The organism is Arcicella lustrica (assembly GCF_034930985.1).
Classification (GTDB): Bacteria; Bacteroidota; Bacteroidia; order Cytophagales; family Spirosomataceae; genus Arcicella; species Arcicella lustrica.
In genome coordinates this window covers 196,619-218,112 of record NZ_JAYGIM010000006.1, presented here as the reverse complement: position 1 = coordinate 218,112, position 21,494 = coordinate 196,619, and the positions used below count along the sequence as shown (strand labels likewise).

The 21,494-nt window shown below is 35.1% G+C and carries 13 protein-coding genes; 7 read left to right on the top strand and 6 right to left on the bottom strand.

All coding sequences use genetic code 11. The features are described from left to right. Positions 1–24 precede the first annotated feature (24 nt). Positions 25–4,173, bottom strand: a complete 4,149-nt coding sequence (locus VB798_RS08705) for a two-component regulator propeller domain-containing protein (protein WP_323257995.1) — start codon at positions 4,171–4,173, stop codon at positions 25–27. Positions 4,174–4,460: 287 nt separating this feature from the next. Between VB798_RS08705 and VB798_RS08700 the strand changes: the two genes are divergently transcribed. From VB798_RS08700 to galA, 5 genes are all read left to right on the top strand, one after another. Beyond that, positions 4,461–7,448 (top strand): SusC/RagA family TonB-linked outer membrane protein, encoded by a 2,988-nt coding sequence (locus VB798_RS08700; protein ID WP_323257993.1) that lies wholly within the window; start codon positions 4,461–4,463, stop codon positions 7,446–7,448. 19 nt (positions 7,449–7,467) lie between these two features. Beyond that, the gene (locus tag VB798_RS08695) at positions 7,468–9,075 is read left to right on the top strand and encodes a RagB/SusD family nutrient uptake outer membrane protein (protein WP_323257991.1); all 1,608 of its coding nucleotides are present in this window, start codon (positions 7,468–7,470) and stop codon (positions 9,073–9,075) included. Between the two features lie 109 nt (positions 9,076–9,184). Then, positions 9,185–10,240, top strand: coding sequence for a SusE domain-containing protein (locus VB798_RS08690; RefSeq protein WP_323257989.1), 1,056 nt, complete (start codon positions 9,185–9,187; stop codon positions 10,238–10,240). A gap of 2 nt (positions 10,241–10,242) precedes the next feature. Next, positions 10,243–11,283: a glycoside hydrolase family 53 protein gene (locus VB798_RS08685; protein WP_323257987.1), complete on the top strand. Its 1,041-nt coding sequence runs from the start codon at positions 10,243–10,245 to the stop codon at positions 11,281–11,283. A 130-nt stretch (positions 11,284–11,413) separates the two neighbouring features. Next, positions 11,414–14,824 (top strand): beta-galactosidase GalA, encoded by a 3,411-nt coding sequence (gene galA, locus VB798_RS08680; RefSeq protein WP_323257985.1) that lies wholly within the window; start codon positions 11,414–11,416, stop codon positions 14,822–14,824. 93 nt (positions 14,825–14,917) lie between these two features. Here the strand turns inward: galA and VB798_RS08675 are convergent, their stop codons facing one another. The 5 genes from VB798_RS08675 to VB798_RS08655 all read right to left on the bottom strand — a co-directional run bounded on the left by VB798_RS08675 (position 14,918) and on the right by VB798_RS08655 (position 18,607). Then, entirely contained in the window at positions 14,918–15,616 is a 699-nt protein-coding gene (locus VB798_RS08675; RefSeq protein ID WP_323257983.1) for a DUF2490 domain-containing protein, read from the bottom strand. Between the two features lie 7 nt (positions 15,617–15,623). After that, positions 15,624–16,256 carry a DUF4956 domain-containing protein gene (locus VB798_RS08670; RefSeq protein WP_323258204.1) on the bottom strand — a complete coding sequence of 211 codons (633 nt, stop codon included), beginning with the start codon at positions 16,254–16,256 and terminating at the stop codon, positions 15,624–15,626. After that, a complete protein-coding gene (locus VB798_RS08665) occupies positions 16,234–17,031 on the bottom strand; it encodes a polyphosphate polymerase domain-containing protein (protein ID WP_323257981.1) in 798 nt (265 codons plus the stop codon). The genes VB798_RS08670 and VB798_RS08665 overlap by 23 nt, the downstream gene beginning before the upstream one ends. Then, a complete protein-coding gene (locus VB798_RS08660) occupies positions 17,021–17,503 on the bottom strand; it encodes a hypothetical protein (protein WP_323257979.1) in 483 nt (160 codons plus the stop codon). Before VB798_RS08660 ends, VB798_RS08665 begins: the two co-directional genes overlap by 11 nt. 279 nt (positions 17,504–17,782) lie before the next feature. After that, positions 17,783–18,607: an SGNH/GDSL hydrolase family protein gene (locus VB798_RS08655; protein ID WP_323257977.1), complete on the bottom strand. Its 825-nt coding sequence runs from the start codon at positions 18,605–18,607 to the stop codon at positions 17,783–17,785. A 184-nt stretch (positions 18,608–18,791) separates the two neighbouring features. On the opposite strand from VB798_RS08655, the gene VB798_RS08650 reads away from it, so the two are divergent. Further along, positions 18,792–19,295, top strand: coding sequence for a heme-binding domain-containing protein (locus VB798_RS08650; protein ID WP_323257975.1), 504 nt, complete (start codon positions 18,792–18,794; stop codon positions 19,293–19,295). A 103-nt stretch (positions 19,296–19,398) separates the two neighbouring features. Then, positions 19,399–21,444, top strand: coding sequence for a M48 family metallopeptidase (locus VB798_RS08645; RefSeq protein WP_323257973.1), 2,046 nt, complete (start codon positions 19,399–19,401; stop codon positions 21,442–21,444). The last annotated feature ends 50 nt before the right edge of the window (positions 21,445–21,494 follow it).

Sequence of the window (21,494 nt, the reverse complement as noted above, 5' to 3'; positions counted from 1 at the left end):
TAATCCAATCGTTTTACATTTAAATCACTTCTTCAAATCCTTCAAAAACTGCATCGGGGTTTTGCCAAATTCATTTTTAAAGGCTTTTGTAAAGTACGATTGCGTTTGGATTCCCACATTATACATTACTTCTGCAATCGGCATATTTTCTTGCGTCATTAATTGAACGGCTTTTTTCAAACGAATGGTTCGGATAAAATCACCGATGGCTTGTCCTGTCAATTCTTTTACTTTGGTATATAATTTTGTGCGGCTCATTCCCATTTGCGAACAAATATAATCTATGTTCATTTCAGGGTTACTTAAATGGGCTTCAATCATGCCAATTAATTCCATCAAAAAAGCTTTATCTTTTTGTGAATGAGCTAATTCTACCACTTCGGTCAACTGGTCGTTTCCGTACTTTTCTTTCAGTTTTTGCTTTTGAACGAAGATATTTTTAATCGTCAATTCCAATAATTCTATGCTAATTGGTTTTGAAAAATAGAAATCTGCGCCAGATTCCACGCCCTCAATTTTCGATTCTGTCCCATCTTTCGCCGTTAGCATCAAAAAAGGAATATGACTAATTTCATCATTTTCTTTTACTTTTTGACAAAAAACGTTGCCATTCATCACGGGCATCATTACATCGCTAATAATCAAATCTGGGAAAGTTTCTTTGGCAATGTCATAACCCAATTGCCCGTTAATAGCTTCCAAGATTTTATAGTTTTTACGTAAAGTTTCTTTTAAAAATATTCTTAATTCATCATTGTCATCTACCAGTAAAATCGTTGGTTTGGTTAATTCTTCCGATACTTTTGCTTTTACAGGAATTTCTTCGTCAAGACTTAAAGCCACATCATATTTGGTAGAAATACTTTCAAGTTTTACTAACACTTCTTTGTTTTTAATCCATAATTCTTTTTCGGCATAATCTTCTTTTTTACAAGGAATGCCAATGATGATTTCCGTTCCTTTATCTTTTTCGCTATAGACCCAAATACTGCCTTTATGAAGATTTGTAAGGCTTTTTACAAATGCCAAACCAATGCCCGAACCCAAATGTGTTTCGGTAGTTTTGTAATATCGCTCAAATAAATTGCTGATTGATTCTTTAGAAATCCCGATGCCATCGTCTGCAACTCTGATGTACAAATAATTTGAGCTTTTATGTTCATTCAAAATTTTTAATTCATTGCTAAATTGTGCTTTATAATTTTCGAGTGAATCCAATACTTGTAAAGTGACGTGTTTGCCGTTATCAATGTACTTGAAAGCGTTGCTCAATAAATTGATGATGATTTTCTCTAAAATCTGGCGGTCGAACCAAGTTTCTGTCAATTGATTATCTTGCAATACTTCAAAAGTAATTTTCTTTTCTTGTGCCAAATCTGCAAATTCATCCGAAATTTCTTTCAAGAAAGTATTGATATTTCCTTGCATCACATTCAGTTTCAACACGCCCGATTCTACTTTTCTAAAATCCATTAATTCGTTGATAAGACTTATCAAACGATTAGCATTTCGGTACATCAAATCATAATAAGGATGTGCTGGCGAATTAGGAAATTCCTTTTTGAGTTTTTCTAAAGGCCCTAAGATTAGCGATAATGGCGTGCGGAATTCATGTGAAATATTGGTAAAAAACTGCAATTGTTCTTGATGAATTTCTTCTTTTTTCTGCTCTTCTAATTGCTGAATTTCCAACCTTCTTTTGAAATTATAGAAAGCCACAATGCCACTTACAATAGCGATAACCGTTAAAGCCCTAAACCACCAAGTTGCCCAAAACGGGGGCGTAATATTGATTTCAACCGAATAGGCATTTTCGTTCCAAACGCCATCATTATTGGTTGCTTTTACTAAAAAAGTATAGTTGCCCGGACTCACATTCGTATAAGAAGCCTTTTTTTCTTTGCTCACGTAAACCCAATCTTTATCCCAATTTTCTAATTTATAGGCATATTGATTGTTTTCAGAAGCTGTATAATTCAATGCCGCAAAACCAAAAGAAAAAGTAGATTGCTTGTAAGAAAGGTCGATAGATTTAGCAAAACTAATGTCTTCATCTAAAGGGGAATCTTCTCCGAGATTTACTTTTTTATTGAAAATCTGAAAATCAGTAATATAAACAGGCGGAACAAAAGTATTTGTCGTGATTTTTTGCGGATAAAAAGTATTAAAACCATTTACACCGCCAAAAAATACTTGTCCATCTTTGGTCATCAAAAAAGCATTTGCCTCAAATTCAAGTCCTTGTAAACCATCAACAGTATTGTATTTTTTTACATTTTGCGTTTCAGGATTTAGTTTTGTAATACCGTTTGAAGTAGAAATCCAGAAATTCCCTTCGGCATCTTCTACCATGCCTTTGATAAATTCGGTATCAAGATTTGCCTTTTGATTGAAAATTTTAAAAGTATTTTCGACTTCATCAAACAAGTATAATCCTTTTTGCCCAATCCAAACCCTGCCTTTTTTGTCAATAAAAATGACTCTTAAATCGGGCTTTTTACTGTCGTTATTGAAGTAATGCGTAAAAGTTTTCGAAGCAGTATTATAACGATTCAAACCGCCATCGTCCGTGCCAATCCAGATATTCCCTTTTTTGTCTTCGTTGATAGAAATAATATTATTTCCCAATAATTGAGAACGATTATTTTTTCCATAAATAATACGAGTAAATTGCTTTTTTTCAGCATTCAGAAGATTCAAACCTCCAAAATAGGTAGCCACCCAAAGGTTGTTTTTGCTATCTTCAAATACTTTCTGAATGTAATTTGAGCTAACGCTATTTTTATCGGCAGGATTATTCAAGAAACGAGTAAAAGTATTGTTTGAACGATTGTACAAACTCAATCCACCACCCCAAGTAGCTACCCATAAATTTCCTTTTTTGTCTTCGTTGATGTCTAATACTTCGTTTGAACCAATCGTATTTTTATGGAAAGGACTGTTTTTAAAATGTTTGAAGGAATTGTTTTTTCGGTTGAATAAATTCAAACCGCCACCATCTGTGCCAATCCAAATATTGCCAAAACTGTCTTCACAAAAAGCTTTTACGTCGTTATAGCTTAGACTATTTAAAGTAGGTTCTTGTCGAAATAAAGTAAATTTTTCCGTTTGGGGCATGTATAAATTGATTCCGCCACGGTGCGTTCCTACCCAAAGGTTTCCTTGATTATCTTCAAACAAAGCGGAAACCGTTCTTTGTGAAAGACTTTTTGGTTCTTCAGGACGATACTGATAATTGAAAAAACTCCCAGAAACTGGGTCGAAAAGATTGAGACCGCCATTAATGCAACCCACCCAAATATTCTTTTTATTATCCACCAAAATGGCTTTTACCAAATTATTGCCAAGCGATTTCGCTACTGTTTCTTGGTGACTGTATTGTTTAATAGTGTTGAGTTGATGATTGTAAATGATTAAACCATTTCCGTTTGTTCCGATTAAAAGATTGCCCTGTTTGTCTTCATTAATACAATTTACGGCATAGCCTTTCAGCGAAAAAGGGAGATTTTTCAATACTTCTATTGCTCTGAAAGTACGAGTTGATACTTCAAAAAGTTGAACACCGCTTTCTGTTCCTACCCAAAAATTATGCTCGCTATCTTCAAAAAAACAATTGACACGATTGTTGGCAAGCGTAATATCTGTATTTGATTTTTTCTGAAAAGCAGTAAAAGTATTTTCAGACGGTTCCAAAAGATTAAGTCCACCACGAGTACAAATCCAAAGCCTGTCTTTGCTATCGTTTTTAATACCATTAATATAATTATCACTGATACTTTTCGGATTTTTAGCTTCGTGTTTGAAGCGAATAAAGGAGTTTTTTCGTTCATCAAAACGATTCAATCCGTTAATCGTTCCTACCCACAAAGTTTTGTTTTTGTCTTCCTGAATATGAGTGATATAATTATCGCTAATACTCTTTTCGTCGTTGGGGTCATTCTTAAAAACTACAATTTCATTGCCGTCGTAACGGTTCAATCCATCCCTTGTGCCAAACCAAATAAAACCACGACTATCCTGATAAATATTTTCGATGGTGCTGTTAGAAAGCCCCTGTTCGTTGGTGATATGTTTAAATTTTAAGTTCGGAATTTGTGCAAAAGCACTTACACCTAAGCAAAAGTATAGGAAAGTAAAACGAAGAAGAAAAGTAATTGGCTTTATTGGGAACATTAAATAAGAGTGCTGAAATGTGAATATTGAGCTTTGAAATTTAAAGAAAAAATGATTGACTATAAGTAAGGAATTGTCTTAGGATTACAAATTCACAACCCGCAATTCACAATTCATTACTATTACTTCATCTAAAATAAATCATTTTTTGTGTTGAACCGTTCATTTCCCAAAATTAGAACAATAGCACCAAAATTATGATTGCTGAGATAAAAGTATCCATAATATCCTCTCTAATTTTGATTTTTAAAATAATTAATAGCATTTTATTTATAAACAGAATTGAGATGAGAAAAAAATTACTGTACTATGTCTTGATAGTCATTAGTATTTTAACCCATGTAAATGCCATTGCACAAGACAGAATGATAACAGGAAGAGTCGTAGATTCGGCAGAATCAAGCATTCCTGGGGTAAGTATCACGGTGAAAAATAAGAAGACGGCAGCGATTACAGATGCCAAAGGAGAATTCAAAATAAAGGCTGCTACAGGCGATGTTTTAGTGTTTAGTTCTATCGGTTATACTAAATTAGAAATGCCCGTAAGTACTGCTACAACAATGAATATTGTAATGGCGGTAAACAATACAGCTTTAGATGAAGTAGTGGTAGTTGGTTATGGAACGTCTCGTAAAAAAGACTTGACGGGAGCTGTTACTACAATTACAGCAAAGGATTTTCAGACGGGAGCAATCACTACGCCAGAGCAATTAATTGCTGGAAAAGTACCTGGTGTTTCTATCATTTCAAACAGCGGTCAGCCGGGTGCGGGAAGTACCATTCGTATTCGTGGTGGTTCTTCATTAAGTGCCAGTAACAATCCATTGTTTGTGATTGATGGCGTGCCTTTGGAAGGCGAAGGCGGTATTGCTGGGGCGTCGAATCCATTGAGTTTTATCAATCCAAACGATATTGAAACTTTTACGGTGTTGAAAGATGCGTCTGCATCGGCGATTTATGGAACAAGAGCTTCCAACGGAGTAATTATCATCACGACCAAAAAAGGAAAAAGTGGAGCAATGCGAGTGAATTTTTCTTCGACAAATTCTACTTCTAGTATTACTAAACAAGTAGGTGTTTTGAGTGCTGACGAATTCCGTGCTATTGTGAACGAAAAAGGAACGGCAGCTCAAAAAATGATGCTTGGAAAAGCGAATACAAACTGGCAAGATGCGATTTATCAAACGGCATTTATGACCGACAACAACTTAAGTGTTGGGGGTGAAGTCGCAAAATTACCGTATCGAATTTCATTAGGATTTCAGAATCAAACTGGTGTTTTGAAAACGGATAAATTGCAAAGAACTTCTTTAGCCATTGCTTTGAATCCTACTTTTTTTGAAAATCATTTAAAAGTAGATATTAGCTTGAAAGGAAGTATGCAAAAAGCAAGATTTGCTTCTTTGGGTGCAATTGGTGCAGCAATTAGTTTCGACCCGACTCAACCCGTTTATGCCACAGAAAATCCACAAAGGTTTGGCGGTTACTTCGAATGGTTGGACAAAGCAAGTGCAACGGGCTTGGTAAATTTAGCAGGCAGAAATCCATTAGGACAATTAGAACAACGTTTTGATGAAAGTACACCACAAAGAAGTATCGGTAATATTCAGTTTGATTATAAATTCCATTTTTTGCCAGAATTAAGAGCTAATTTGAACATTGGTTATGATGTTGCAAAAGGGGCAGGAACAGTTTATGTTTCAGACAGCGCAGCCATTGGTTATGTAGCTGGTGGCGTTGGCGGAACGAACAATACTTACAAACAAACTAAACAAAATACCCTTTTAGAGTTTTACCTGAATTATGCTAAAGAATTGAAAGACATCAAAAGTAAATTTGATGTAATGGCGGGTTACTCTTTCAATAATTACAAAACCACTAATTATAATTACGCAAGCTACAATGCAGCTGGTACGAAGTATCCAAATACCGACCCAGCTTTCCCTTTCGATAAGCCAGAAAATACGTTGATTTCCTTCTTCGGTCGTGTGAATTACTCTTTGAATGACCGCTACTTTTTAACAGCAACGCTTCGCCGTGATGGTTCTTCTCGTTTTGCTCCTGCCAACAGATGGGGACTTTTCCCTTCTATCGCTTTGGCTTGGAACATCAAAGACGAAACTTTCTTAGCAAGCAGTAAAGTAATTTCTGCCCTTAAACTTCGTACAAGTTATGGTGTTACAGGTCAGCAAGATGGTATTGGGAACTATGACTATTACTCATATTTTGCTTTGAGTTCAGCCAATGCTTCTTACCAATTTGGAGATACTTTCTATCAGGGTTATCGTCCGGGTGGTTTTTACAGCAATCGTAAATGGGAAGAAACAGCTTCAAAAAACATTGCTTTAGACTATGGTTTCTTTGATAACCGAGTAAAAGGTAGCATTGATTTTTACGTAAAAAACACCAAAGATTTATTGAACAACATTCCACAACCTGCGGGAGCAAACTTTACTGCATTTATCGTTGCAAACGTTGGTTCGATGGAAAACAAAGGCGTTGAATTTAATATCGGAACACAAATTATCAGAACCAATAATTTGACTTGGAATTTAGATTTCAACGCTACTTATAATAAAAATACGATTACCAACTTAACGGTAATTCCTCAAGATAAAAATTATCCTGGCTTCCCTTCTGGCGGCATTGCAGGCGGTGTAGGCGGACAGTTTGCCTTTATCAATGCCGTAGGATTCAGTAGAAATACTTTCAATTTATACAATCAAGTATATAACGAAGCTGGAAAACCAGTGGAAGGCGTTTTTGTTGACCAAAACAGCGATGGCATTATCAACCAAGATGACCTTTACAAAGGAAAAAGCTCTGTACCAAAAGTATTCTTGGGCTTGAGTAGCTCGGTGAATTACAAGAAATGGAATTTAGGTTTTGTGATGCGTGCTTCTTTTGACAATTATGTGTACAACAACAACTTTAGTCAAAGTGGTGTGTTGAATCAAATACTTGGAAACAATGTACTTTATAATACTTCAACCAATTATTTAGAAACGCAATTTAAAGGAAGTAGCCAACAATTATTGAGCGATTATTATATTCAAAATGCTTCGTTTGTAAGAATGGATAATGCAAACCTTAGCTATGATTTGGGCAAATTCTTGAAAAATAGTAATGCCAATTTACGCATCAATGCAAGCGTTCAGAATGTTTTTGTGATTACAAAATACAAAGGTTTAGACCCAGAAGTAGCTTCGGGAATTGATAATAATTTGTATCCACGTCCACGTACAATTGCTTTAGGATTGAATCTTGATTTTTAATAAAAATTCAACAGGAAAAATGAAATTAAACTATATAAAAATAGCCATAGCAAGTGTAATCGTCTTGATGACGAACGCTTGTACAGATAAATTAGATTTATTGCCAACCAACGATATTACTGCCGAAACGGTTTATAAAACGCCACTGGGCTACAAACAAGCTTTAGCAAAAGTATATTCAGCTTTTGCATTGACAGGTAATACAGGCGGAACGGGAAGTCCAGATATTCCTTCACAAATTATTTCAGATGAAGGAAACTCTGATTTCTTGAGATTATACTGGAATTTACAAGAATTAACTACCGACGAAGCGTCTTGGACTTGGCAAAATGATGCGGGCGTAAAAGGCTTAAAAGAAATGAGTTGGTCGGCAATAAATCCAATTATAAACGGAATTTATTATCGTGCTTTCTTCCAAATTACACTTTGTAACGATTTCATTCGTCAATCTTCTGACGAAAATTTAAGCAAAAGAGGTATTTCAGGAACGGATGCCGAAAACATCAGAAAGTACCGAGCAGAAGCAAGATTTATCCGTGCGTACCAATATTGGGTTTTGATGGATTTATTTGGAAACCCGCCTTTTGTTACTGAAAACGATGCCATCGGAGCAACTTTACCAAAACAAATTCAGCGAAAAGAATTGTTTACTTATATCGAAACTGAATTAAAAGCAATTGAAAACGATTTAATTGCACAAGGACAAAACGAATATCCACGTGCTGAAAAACCAGCAGCTTGGGCATTGTTGGCTCGTTTGTATCTGAACGCTGAGGTTTATACGGGAACGGCAAAATATACAGATGCCATTACCTATGCCAACAAAATAAAATCGGCTTCCTTTTCATTGCACCCAAATTATCGTGAATTGACTTTGGCAGATAATCATTTGAATAAAACTGAAAATATTTTCATGATTGCCTACGATGCTACACACACGCAAAACTGGGGCGGAACTACATATTTAACGCATGGACCAGCGGCAGTTCCGGGAGATATTTCAGGAACAAGTGGAAACTGGGGAGGATTGCGCCACACCAATAATTTTGTGGATTTGTTCAGTGATGCTTCTGGTAATACTGACCAAAGAGCGCAGTTTTATACCGTAGGTCAAAACCGTTTGATGGCAGAATTATACACAGGAACAGACGGTTATTCGTCAACTAAGTACAGAAACAAAACTCGTACAGGAGCAAAAGCACCAAATGCTGACCCATCAGGCAACTGGACCGATATTGATTTTCCATTATTTAGATTGGGGGAAATCAATTTGATTTATGCCGAAGCAGTGCTAAGAGGTGGAACTGGTGGCGATTTAGCAACGGCTCTTACTTATATCAACCAATTGCGCACAAGAGCTTATGGTGGCAAAACCACAGGAAATATCACAGCATCGCAATTAACACTTGATTTTATCTTGGATGAAAGAGGTAGAGAATTATACTATGAAGCTCATCGCAGAACAGATTTAATTCGCTACAAAAAATTCACAACCAATGCTTATTTGTGGGTTTGGAAAGGTGGTATCGCCAACGGTAGAGCCGTAGAAGACAAGTACAATCTTTTCCCGATACCTTCCAATGATTTATCGTCGAATCCAAATTTGGTACAAAATCAAGGGTATTAGTTTTATTAATTTGAAAATTTGAGAATTTGAAAATGTTAAAGTTTGGATTTAAGAATTTGGTGAATTATCCCTCATTTTCAAATTACCAAATTCTCCCAAACATACTATCATGAAAAATATATTTAAAATACTTTTATTGTGCCTCGTAAGCATTGGTATTTTTTCTTGTGAAAACGATGAAATAAAAACCGTGATGAGTAGCAAAGGCGAAGCTCCAGCATTGACGGCTTCTAAAACAAGTTATGTACTTACGGCAACCACAGCCAACGATACCACAGTCGCATTTACTTGGAATCGTTCAAATTATGGGTTTCAAGCTGCTGTAAGATATACTTTGCAAATCGCCAAAGCTGGAACTAGCTTTGCAGCACCCAAAGAAATCAGTTTGGGGAATACTGTCCAGTTTAAATATACCACTGCTGATTTTAACCAATTGGCAATTATTTTAGGATTAAAACCCAATGCTGTTGGTCAGTTAGAAGTAAGAGTAAAATCTAACATTGCTGATGCAGTAGCAGATATTTATTCTAATGTTTTATCCGTTTCAGTTACGCCATATATTGTTGTCATAAATTATCCTTCGCTTTGGGTAGCGGGCGATTTTCAAGGTTGGAATCCAGCAACAGCCCCAAAAATTTCTTCAAGAAATTCCAATGGAATTTATGAAGGCTATGTAAATATTGTAGGCGGAACACGTCAGTTTAAATATACTAGTCAGCCAGATTGGAATGGAACAAGCTATGGCTGGGCAAGTAGCACCACCACAGGAAGCGATGTAATTGGTACTTTTAGTAGTTCAGGCGGGAATTTATTTGTGCCAGAAGATGGCTATTATTTATTAAAAGGAAATACCAACAGTAATACTTGGAGTGCTACCAAAACTACTTGGGGAATCATCGGAGATGCAACCGCAAATGGGTGGAATGGAGATGTACCAATGGTTTATGATGCCACCAAAAATGTTTGGAAAGTAATAACAACCTTGAAAGCTGGTGCATTAAAATTCAGAGCTAATGGTGCTTGGACACTTAATTTGGGAGATACTGGTGCAGATTTATCTTTAGAATACGACGGTGATAACATTACAATTCCAGCTAATTTAGCAGGAACACATACCATTACTTTAGATTTAAAAGCAGGAAATTATACTTACACAATTGAATAAATATGAACAAAATCATCAATTTTATTGCCTTTTCGCTTTTGTTATTGTCTTGTAGCAATACTCCAGAAGTAGTTGAACCAGTGATTGAACCACCTGTTTCAAAATTTGCCAAAGGAGCTGATATCAGTTGGATAACAGAAATGGAAGCTGCTGGACGAAAATTCTATGATAAATCGGGCAAAGAAACAGAATGTTTTGCCTTAATGAAAGCTTTAGGCATGAACTCAATTCGTTTAAGAGTTTGGGTAAATCCTTCGCCAGCTTATAATAATACAGCCGATGTGGTGGTGAAAGCACTACGTGCTAAAAGCTTAGGGTTCAGAATCATGATTGATTTTCATTATAGCGATAATTGGGCTGACCCAGGCAAGCAAACTAAGCCTGCTGCTTGGAATAGCTTGGATTTAGCAGGATTAAAATCAGCGATTGGAACGCATACAAGCGAAGTTTTAGCGGAACTCAAGAAAAATGGTGTCACGCCTGAATGGGTTCAAGTTGGCAACGAAACCAACGATGGAATGCTTTGGCCAACAGGGAGAGCGTCAACGAGTATGAGCAATTTTGCCCAAATGATTAACGCTGGCTATGATGCCGTAAAAGCTGTTTTCCCAACAGCAAAAGTAATTGTTCATATTTCTAATGGCTATGATAATCAGTTATTTAGATGGATGTTCGATGGACTAAAAGCTAACGGAGCGAAATATGATGTAATCGGAATGTCATTGTATCCAACTTACGCTCCAGATTTTGCCACTGGCGGTTGGGCGAAAGTAAATCAACAATGTTTGACGAATATGAATGACATGGTGACTCGCTACAACAAAGAAGTAATGATTGTAGAAGTAGGTATGCCGTGGGACAGTGCAGCAGATTGTAAATTGTTTATCAGTGACATTATCACTAAAACCAAATCAATCAGCAATGAAAAAGGTTTGGGTGTATTGTACTGGGAACCTCAGGCTTATAATTGGGTTGGCTATACTTTGGGAGCATTCGATAATTCAGGGAAACCGACCGTAGCGATGGATGCTTTCTTGCCCTAATTGAAAATGTTTTTTTGGTTGAAAATCATTTTTGAAAATCGTAAACGTGTATGCCGAATACTTGTTTGCTTAAATTTCCTCTGAGTATTCAGAGGAAATTTTTTTAACGATTTCTTACTTTTAAATAATTATGCAAAAACATAAATGTACTTTTTTAACAGGATTCTTCCTGTTATGCTTGTCCTCCTTTTTATCGTTTTCACAAGTAGCCCAAAGGCAAAGAATTAATTTTGATAAGGATTGGAAATTTCATTTTGGACATACTTCCAATCCTGAAAAAGATTTTAATTATAGTATTACAAAGGCTTTTGTAAAGTCGGGCATTGCTGAAAATTCTGCCATTGAGCCAAAGTTTAAAGATACTCAATGGGGAAAAATAAATCTTCCACACGATTGGGTAGCTGATTTACCTTTCGCAAAATCAGAAGATTTGAACGTTGAGGCACATGGTTTTAAACCTGTGGGAGGTTTATTTCCAGAAACTTCGGTGGGTTGGTATAGAAAACATTTCAAAGTAGCTCCGTCAGATTCTGGCAGTCGTTTCCAAATTCAATTTGATGGTATTTTCAGAGATGCCAACATTTGGATAAATGGTTTTTACTTAGGAAATAACAAAAGTGGTTATTTGGGCGTCGCTTATGATATTACTGATTTTATCAATTTCAAACGTGAAAATGTCATTGTCGTTCGTGCGGATGCTTCACAATATGAAGGTTGGTTTTATGAAGGTGCGGGTATTTATCGTCACGTTTGGTTGAATAAATATTCAAATCTTCACATCAATACAGATGGAATTTTTGCTCATGCGAAAATTCAAGACAATAAAGCGATAATCAATATTGAAACTTCTGTCAGTAACGAAAATTTTGCCTCAGCCAATTATACACTTACTTCGTACTTAGTTGACAGGTCGGGTAAAATCGTTGGAAAATCTACAGAACAAGCTTTAAGTCAAAATTCATTAGAAGAAAAAACCACAAAGCAGAGCTTTACAATCAACAATCCAAGACTTTGGAATTTGGACGACCCATACTTGTATAACGTTTTGGTTGAATTGAAATCAAATGGTCAGGTTATTGATAAACAGCGTTTTAAATTTGGAATCAGAACGATTGAAGTAAAAAGTAACGGCGTTTTCTTGAATGGAAAATATGTAAAAATTCTGGGTACCAATAATCACCAAGACCATGCGGGCTTGGGAAGTGCTTTGCCTGATTATTTACAATATTACAGAATCAGTTTATTGAAAAACATGGGTTCAAATGCTTATAGAACCAGTCACAATGCACCAACGCCAGAATTATTAGCTGCTTGCGACAGTTTGGGAATGTTGGTAATGGACGAGCAACGTTTACTCAATAGCGGAACTGAATACATGAATCAGTTTGAACGCCTTATCAAACGTGACCGAAACCATGCTTCAATTTTTATGTGGAGTATCGGAAATGAAGAAGGAGGCATACAGACGAATACTTTCGGAAAAAGAATCGCTTTGACACTCATTGAAAAACAAAAGCAATTAGACCCTACTCGTAATTGTACTTATGCCGCCGATTTAGCCAATGTATTTCATGGCGTAAATGAAGTAATTCCTGTAAGAGGTTTTAATTATCGCCAATTTGCCGTGGCGGATTATCATAAAGAACATCCGAATCAGCCAATTATCGGTACAGAAATGGGAAGTACTTTAACGACCAGAGGAATTTATGAAAAAGATAGCATCAGAGCTTATGTGCCAGACCAAGATATTACGGCTCCGTGGTGGGCAAGTACAGCAGAAGAGTGGTGGAAATTAGCAGCGACAAATGATTTTTGGTTAGGCGGTTTTATTTGGACAGGCTTCGATTATCGTGGTGAACCAACGCCTTATCGTTGGCCCAATATCAATTCACATTTTGGCGTAATGGACGTCTGTGGTTTTCCTAAAAACATTTATTACTATTATCAAAGTTGGTGGACTGACAAAGATGTACTTCACATCAGTCCGCATTGGAACTGGCAAGGAAAAGAAGGTCAGCCAATTGATGTTTGGGTAAATAGCAATGCTGATGACGTAGAGTTATTCTTGAATGGTAAAAGTTTAGGCAAAAAAGAAATGCCAAGAAACGGACACTTACAATGGTCAGTAAATTATAAAGCTGGGAAATTGGAAGCCATCGCTTATAAAAAAGGTAGAAAACTAACGGCAAAAGTAGAGACGACTTCAAACCCCATAGAAGTAGTAGTTACGCCATACAAAACCACTACTTTGGCGGATGGAAATGATGTAAGTATTATCAATATCAGCGTGATAGATAAAGATGGGAGGGAAGTACCCAATGCGGATAATTTGATTAAATTTTCAATCAAAGGAGATGCAAAAATTATTGGTGTTGGCAATGGCGATCCAAGTAGCCACGAACCTGATAAATGTGTGGACGGTGCTTGGCAAAGAACTTTATTCAATGGGAAATGTCAGGTAATTATACAGGCAGGAACAAATCCAGATTTGATAAAATTTGAAGCAACAGCCGCAGGACTTTACGCTGGTTCAACGGATATTATTACGGTTTCACCAGAAAATGCGGCTAAAATTACGATTGATAAAACCTACGAATTGAAAGGTGAAGCCGCAAAAGCTCGTCCAGTCGATAAAATGATGGGAGCAGACATTTCATTTTTACCAGCATTAGAAGCTAAAAATATTAAGTTTTCTGATAAAGGAATTGAGAAAGATGCCATTCAGATTTTGAAAGAACATGGGTTTAATTATATCCGTTTGCGTATTTTCCACAATCCTGCTGATGCCGATGGATACTCTCCACAAAAAGGTTTCTGTGATTTGGAACAAACCAAAAAAATGGCAAAAAGAGTAAAAGATGCAGGTTTGAAACTATTGCTCGATTTCCATTATAGCGATACTTGGGCAGATCCGGGCAAGCAATACAAACCAAAAGCTTGGTCTGGTTTAGCCTTTACTGATTTGAAAAAATCTTTGTTTGATTATACTCAGCAAATAATGCAAGCATTGAAAAACCAAGGCACTACGCCAGATATGGTGCAGATTGGCAACGAAATCAATCATGGCATCGTTTGGCCAGATGGCAATGTGAAAAACCCTGACGAATTAGCTCAATTATTAAATGCAGGAACTGCCGCAGTAAAATCTGTTGACCCAACAGTAACGATGATGTTGCATGTAGCTTTGGGCGGACAAAATCATGAATCTGTAAATTTTATTGATGCAATGTTGGCAAGAGGTGTACATTTTGATGTGATTGGCGAATCTTATTATCCAAAATGGCACGGAACAACGGACGATTTAAGAGATAATTTGAGTAATCTTATTCAGCGTTATAACAAAGATGTAATCGTAGTAGAATACTCTCAGTTAAAAGAAGACGTGAATGCTATTGCTTTCAATTTACCAAATGGCAAAGGAAAAGGCACTTGTATTTGGGAACCTCTCAGTACTTGGGAAGCATTCTTTGAAAAAGATGGAAAATCAAACCAATTACTCGGTATTTACGATGAACTCTCTAAGCAGTTTTTAGTGAAATAAGCTTAAAACCTAACCACCAATTATAATTTGAAATTAAAAGCTCCTTGAATGTTTTGGGAATCAATCCTAAAACATTCAAAGAGCTTTTTGTATTTATTCTGAATAATTCCCTCGCTTTTTCTTTTTCCAAGGTTTCAAGGTGAATTCTAAATCTAGTCCAGCCACATGATTGGTTCTTAGCTGTTTATGTGAATAATCTGGTTGCCACAAATAGTACAAATTTACTTTAAAGCCTTTTCTTACTTCATATTTAAAGCCCGCTGAATTTCTAAATCTATCGAAAGCCAAACTATTATCAAGCTCAACAAAAGGTTCTGTAAAAGCATAAACATCCAATTTTCTAGTAAGTTTATACTTTCCATAAAACCTTGTTCTTAAAAAGGCATCCGTATCCGATTGCTCGTCGTCGTCAACAAAATATTGTTGCTGATATTGCACCATTGGTCTTACAGCAAACTTAAATCTGCCTATCTCTTTTTGCGCTTCGATGCCTAAAGCATAACGATGATAAGTGCCTTTATCGACCATAGCAAGGCGATAACTACTCTGAATTTCGAAAGTATTGCTAATGCGTTTGTCAATTTCGCCAAACAAATACGAACCTTGAAAATTACTGGCATCTTGATTATAGCGAAGACGATACTTTCCTGTAATTGACCAATTATGAGTTAAATAAAGCTTAAGTGAAGCACTGTACCAAGCTTGAAAATCATTATAATCTTTTGTGCTTTGTGCCTTTGCTATTGAAGTTATCAAGTAAAAGCAAAGGATATAAATATGTATTTTTTTCATGGATTGTTTAGTCAAAATAGTAAATAATCATACGTGTAGCATCTCTTAAAAAATCAATAGATTCAATCTCTACTCTTTGTACTTTTAGCCCTGTACGATTTTGTAAATCTTTCAAAAGCTCTTGACGTTTGTCGATATGAATCAGTTCGATGCGCTCGTAAATGATAGCCTTTGAATGCTCTTTTTTAACTAGCCATTTACTTTCTAAAATACTGGTCATGATTAACAGAATGGCGTTCAAAGCCGTCAGTTCATCCCAACCGCCTTTGCTCACCGCCGAAAGTAAACCAATGGCAATTACCAAAAAAAGGTAAGTCATATCACGAGTAGAAATACTTTCTGTTCGGTAACGGAGCATCGAAAATACTGCAAACAAACCAAAGGCTGCACCCATCGACATTTCTACATTATTCAACAAATTGGTAATGAGAAAAATGGTGATATTAAAGCTGAAAAAAGTAAAAAATTGCTCTGTTTTATGATAGGTTCTGTAATAAATAAAACGGACTAAAACAGTAGTAGCTATCAAATCAATACATAATCGTAGAAAAAATTTAGGCGATAATTTATCTAATAATTGAAAACCAGATTCTTGAATATTTTGTAAAGTATCGATACTAGATATGTCTTGCAAAAGCATCATGTTGTCTTATTAATTTAGTGATTTTTAGTAAATGTGGTTTGAAATGATTGTACTTTACGCCCTCGAATAAACTGATAATTCCGAAGCAATATTTGCTAATTGAGCCTTTCCGAATATGGTATTTTTTCATAATATCAATGAAATTGGAAGCGCACATTTTTTCTTGTTTTACTTCAGCAATAACAATTTGCGGATAGCCTTTTTCTTTATCAGAACTCTTAAAATTGAGTTCCAAATCTATCGTGAGGCGTTCTAAATTATGTTTGCTTACTAAAGTAATTCGCTTGTAAAAAACCCAAAGTACTCCTTTCAAATCGTCAGGAAGAAAAGGGCTATGTTGTTCCAGAAAATCTCTTTCGTCGGCTTTGATAAATGGCTTATCGAACTCGTGTGTTTTAATTCTTTTCTTGAGTGTTCTGCCTTTATTGTTCTTAAATTTCACTTCAAAGAATTGCAAATCCGATCCAACGTAGTTTCGAGTACGTACTTTGTAGCGATTTAAAAATCCAGCCTGATGTTGATGATAGAGGCTAAGTTGGGTATCATCATCAAAATACTGTGTTTCATAAGGACAAATCCGCTCTTTGTTTATTTCAACAACTTTGTAATGCTGACGAGCTTCATTTAAAACGATTGGGAATAACCAAAGAGGAATCAGAAATTTAACATCTACTCTGTCCATGAGTTTTACTTTGTCCATTTCAGCCAAAGAAATGGCGTCGAACGTCTGTATTTCCTTCGAGATAGTTTCCAGAAAACGACTAATTTCCATAGATGTATTTCTTGATTTGGATGGTTTTTCCTTGTGCGTCTAGGGTTTTTCTTTCAGTTCTGAAACCTTTACCATCAATGGTGTAGATGTACTTACTTTCTAATACATTCAAATCATTGTATTTCCATTCTTCTTTTTTCTCGCCATTTACATCGTATTTATAAACCTCTCGGCTAAGTTGTTTGCCGTTGGCATCTTGCAGAATTTCTTCTACTTTATCTTTTTCTGAATTGTACTTACTGAAGATTTTGTTCTGAATATTCCCCTTTTTATCAAAATTTACTTCTTCAATTACATTACCATTATCGTCTAATTTCTTTTGAACATCATAACGTTTAGTTTCCTTACCTCCGTTGAAGTCAGTAATAATTTCGGTGATAGATTTTACTCTGTATTTTTTTAAGTCTTTTTTGTTTTGTCCTAATAGCTGAAAACTAAAAAAAATACATAAAAATGCCATTGTGTTTTTCATATTGGTATAATTATTTAGTGGGTAAAAAATTAATGTAATAGAAATTCTTTAACATAGACCTTGTATTTGGCATAATAGGTTGCATCAGTTGCGAAATATCTCACTGAATAATCTGTGTTGTGTAGAGGGATTGGATATGATTTGAGGTTCTGTTTAACATAAGCATAATTATACCATAAAACATATGCTAAACTTTTGCGTATAGATTTTATCAAAAAAAATCCTGTCCCCGAATATTTTGAATTCAGCGACAGGATAAAAAATTAGTGTATTTAAAAATTAAAACCTCTTCATCACTTTTACTAATTGCTTAGTAATTACTTCATAACCTTTGTCGGATGGATGCAAGCCATCATAAGTCATATTGATGGATTCTAATGGATATGGATATTCATCAGTGGTTGCATTGAAAGGAACATCAACGAAAGCTGGATAAGTATAATTTTTGTATTCGCTAGTGAGGGTGTCTTTTAAACGTTTAAAATAGACAAGTTTTTCAACTTTCAGTTTTTTCTGATTGTATAAATCAACCACTTTGATATTTTCGTACTTGCCGATGGCTTTAATCGCTTCTGCAAACTGTGATAAAAGTTGACCCTTTTTCTCTCTGTAAGAACCATAAGCATTGTTTTTAGGATTGGCGATATAAACAAAATCAGCTCTTTGCATCGGCGTAATCAAAACAATTTTTGCTTCCGGATTCAACGCCCTAATTTTATTAATAATGATGCGAAAAGCACCATGAGCTGTCGTGCTTCCTGTATTATTTTGATAGTCAGCAAAAGTGCCTAGAGGTTTTCCACCCCACCAATCATTCGTGCCCAAAAAAATAGAATACACATCTGCTTTAACAAGTCCTAGATTTTCAATTTGTTCGGCAATTCGTACGGAAGTCCAACCATTATGTCCTTGATTAATGTATTCAAATTGAGGTAATTTTTCAACAACACCCGTCATATAACCTTTTGTAATTCTATTGCCAGTTTCTTTAGGATGGTCGTTCAGATAAGTAATAGAATCCCCTATTGCTACCCAAGTGATTTTCTTTGGAGCAAAAGAAGTTAATAGTCCAATCAAGACTAAGAGTAATATTTTTTGTTTCATCGTTAATAGTGTTTTTGTGCTACAGATGGTAAAAGAATCTTTGCTTGAAATTATACTTGACATAATAATTTTCCAAATAGAAACATTTTTCAATGATTTATATCGTTGGCGATTTAGTGATTTTTAATTACTATTACATTTTAAATATTCTTTAAAAAACATTACCATTATAAACTTAATTAACATGAAAAATAAAATCTTATTAGGAATTGTCATTTTATTGGGATTAATCCAATTTATTCGCCCAGAAAGAAATCTTTCAGACGATCAAACCTACGATATTTCCACTAAATATGTGGTAACGGGCGAAGTAAAAGAAATTTTGAAAGTAGCTTGTAACGATTGCCACAGTAACAAAACCGAATATCCTTGGTACGCCAATGTTCAGCCTGTGGCTTCGTGGTTGGCACATCATGTAGAAGAAGGAAAAGATGAATTGAATTTATCTACTTTTACAAAATTACCGATTGCCGTTCAAAACCATAAATTAGAAGAGACCATCGAAATGGTAAAAGAAGGTGAAATGCCTTTAGCTTCTTACACCTATTTGGGTTTACACAAAGAAGCAAACTTGACCGAAAATCAAAAGAAAGTATTAATCGACTGGGCAAAAGCTCAAATGGATACTTTAAAAGCCAATTATCCTGCAGATAGTTTGGTTTTGAAAAGAAGAAAAAAACCTGAATGAACAGTAACACGAGTTTCCAACTCGTGAAAATTCGTTTTCGTTGATATTACAAAGCTTTACATTGAAATTAATAAATCTACTTATACATTCCCTCAAATATTCTATGCAACACATCACCGTTTCTGAATCATTCAAAAAAATGACTGTTAAGGCAATTTTGTCCATTTGCCTATTTATTGTTACTTATCTAGCCTTGATGATTTTGGCTCTAATCTTTACTTTTATTAGTGCTTATGCAGGAATTGCTATAATCGTTTATAAACCTACCTTTTTTACGCTTTTGGTAGGAGTCGGTTTGGTTGCGATGGGAATTTTGATTCTCTTCTTCTTGGCAAAATTTATTTTTAAAAAGAACATTGTTGACCGCTCTCATCTTATTGAAATCACAGCTGAACAAGAGCCTAAACTTTTTGCTTTTATTCAAAAAATAGTGGATGAAGTAAAGACAGATTTCCCTAAAAAAAATTATTTATCTTCTGATGTCAATGCTTCAGTATTCTATGATTCAAGTTTCTTGAGCATGTTTTTACCGATTAAGAAAAACTTGCAAATTGGAGTCGGTTTAGTTAACTCAGTTTCTGTAAGTGAATTTGAGGCGATTTTAGCGCATGAGTTTGGGCATTTTTCGCAAAGGTCTATGAAAGTTGGAAGCTATGTGTATAATGTAAATCAAATCATTTATAATCTACTTTACGAGAACGATTCTTTTGAATCTAAAGCGAGCAGTATCGCAAATGTACATAGTTACTTGGCTTTTTTTGTAGCCATTGCTTTAAGAATTATCAAAGGAATTCAATGGATACTTCAAAAGATTTATGACATTGTGAATTTGAGTTACATGAGCTTATCAAGAGAAATGGAATTTCATGCGGATGAAGTAGCGGCAAATGTGGCAGGTTCTGAGCCTTTAATTACTTCGTTGTTACGATTAGATTTAGCAGACCAATCCTATAATGCTGTTATCAATTATTATAGTGAAAAAATTGGGGAAGCGATAAAACCTTCAAATATTTATCCTCAGCATCAATTTGTCATGAATTTCTTGGCGAAAGAGAATAAGCTTCCTAATGAAAATAACCTTCCACAAGTAGATATTTCAAATTTTAACCGCTACAATAAAACCAAATTGGTGATAACAAATCAGTGGGCTTCTCACCCAAATACTGAAGATAGAGTAGCGGCTCTTCAAAAATTGAATATTGGTGTTAAGAATAATAAACCCGAAAAAGCAATAGTGTTATTCAACAATATTGATGTTGTACAAGAGAAAATAACGGATAATTTATTTTCAAGGATTGATTACACGACAGAAATAAAAGATGAAAAGACGGAAGAATTTATCGAAGCTTATACCAAAGATTATCGAGCCAATACTTTCGACTCCATTTTCAACTGTTATTACGACAATAAAAATCCAGTCTATTTCGAGAAAGATTCATTAGAAAGTGCTAAAAATTTAAGTTTCAACGACTTATACAGTGATAATGCAATTGACACCGTTTATACTTCAATAGCCGTAGAAAGAGATATTCAAACCATTACACAGATAAAAAGTGGAGATTTAGTGATAAAATCTTTTGACTACGACGGCGTAAAATACTCTCCAAAACAATGTGATGAATTAATTCCTATTTTAGAAACAGAATTGGCACGTTTGAAGGAAGAAATCGACATAAATGATAAAGCTATTTTTCAATATTTTTTACAATTAGCACAAACTCAAAGTTTGGAAACGGAGTACCTTAATCAATACCAAGCTTATGATGAAATAGATAAAAGCTACGATGAGCAATTTGAAATTTATGCAAAAATGATGAATGCTACGGCATTTATTAATTACAATACTCCTTTTGAGGTAATCGAACAAAATATCAATACTATTTATGAATTAGAAAAATCTTTTAAAGAACAAATAGGTAAACTCTTGAGCGACGAGAGGTATCAGTCGGTCATTACAGATGAAATCAGAGAGAATTTGAACAAATACTTATCAGAAGTATTTGTCTATTTTTCAAGACCAACCTACGACGATAATGCACTCAATATTATGATGATGAGTATTCAACAGTATCAATATATTATCGGGCGAAAATTCTTTGAAAGCAAAAAAGAACTTTTAAATTTTATGGTGAAACTTACAAAACAATAGCACGAGTCTCCAACTCGTAAAAAAAAGCGAAGCTTCATTCACAAAATTGA

Bases quoted from the DNA above. Each gene is read 5' to 3' on its own strand.
- VB798_RS08705 (WP_323257995.1), bottom strand. From the start codon at position 4,173: ATGTTCCCAATAAAGCCAATTACTTTTCTTCTTCGTTTTACTTTCCTA.
- VB798_RS08700 (WP_323257993.1), top strand. From the start codon at position 4,461: ATGAGAAAAAAATTACTGTACTATGTCTTGATAGTCATTAGTATTTTA.
- VB798_RS08695 (WP_323257991.1), top strand. From the start codon at position 7,468: ATGAAATTAAACTATATAAAAATAGCCATAGCAAGTGTAATCGTCTTG.
- VB798_RS08690 (WP_323257989.1), top strand. From the start codon at position 9,185: ATGAAAAATATATTTAAAATACTTTTATTGTGCCTCGTAAGCATTGGT.
- VB798_RS08685 (WP_323257987.1), top strand. From the start codon at position 10,243: ATGAACAAAATCATCAATTTTATTGCCTTTTCGCTTTTGTTATTGTCT.
- galA (WP_323257985.1), top strand. From the start codon at position 11,414: ATGCAAAAACATAAATGTACTTTTTTAACAGGATTCTTCCTGTTATGC.
- VB798_RS08675 (WP_323257983.1), bottom strand. From the start codon at position 15,616: ATGAAAAAAATACATATTTATATCCTTTGCTTTTACTTGATAACTTCA.
- VB798_RS08670 (WP_323258204.1), bottom strand. From the start codon at position 16,256: ATGCTTTTGCAAGACATATCTAGTATCGATACTTTACAAAATATTCAA.
- VB798_RS08665 (WP_323257981.1), bottom strand. From the start codon at position 17,031: ATGGAAATTAGTCGTTTTCTGGAAACTATCTCGAAGGAAATACAGACG.
- VB798_RS08660 (WP_323257979.1), bottom strand. From the start codon at position 17,503: ATGAAAAACACAATGGCATTTTTATGTATTTTTTTTAGTTTTCAGCTA.
- VB798_RS08655 (WP_323257977.1), bottom strand. From the start codon at position 18,607: ATGAAACAAAAAATATTACTCTTAGTCTTGATTGGACTATTAACTTCT.
- VB798_RS08650 (WP_323257975.1), top strand. From the start codon at position 18,792: ATGAAAAATAAAATCTTATTAGGAATTGTCATTTTATTGGGATTAATC.
- VB798_RS08645 (WP_323257973.1), top strand. From the start codon at position 19,399: ATGCAACACATCACCGTTTCTGAATCATTCAAAAAAATGACTGTTAAG.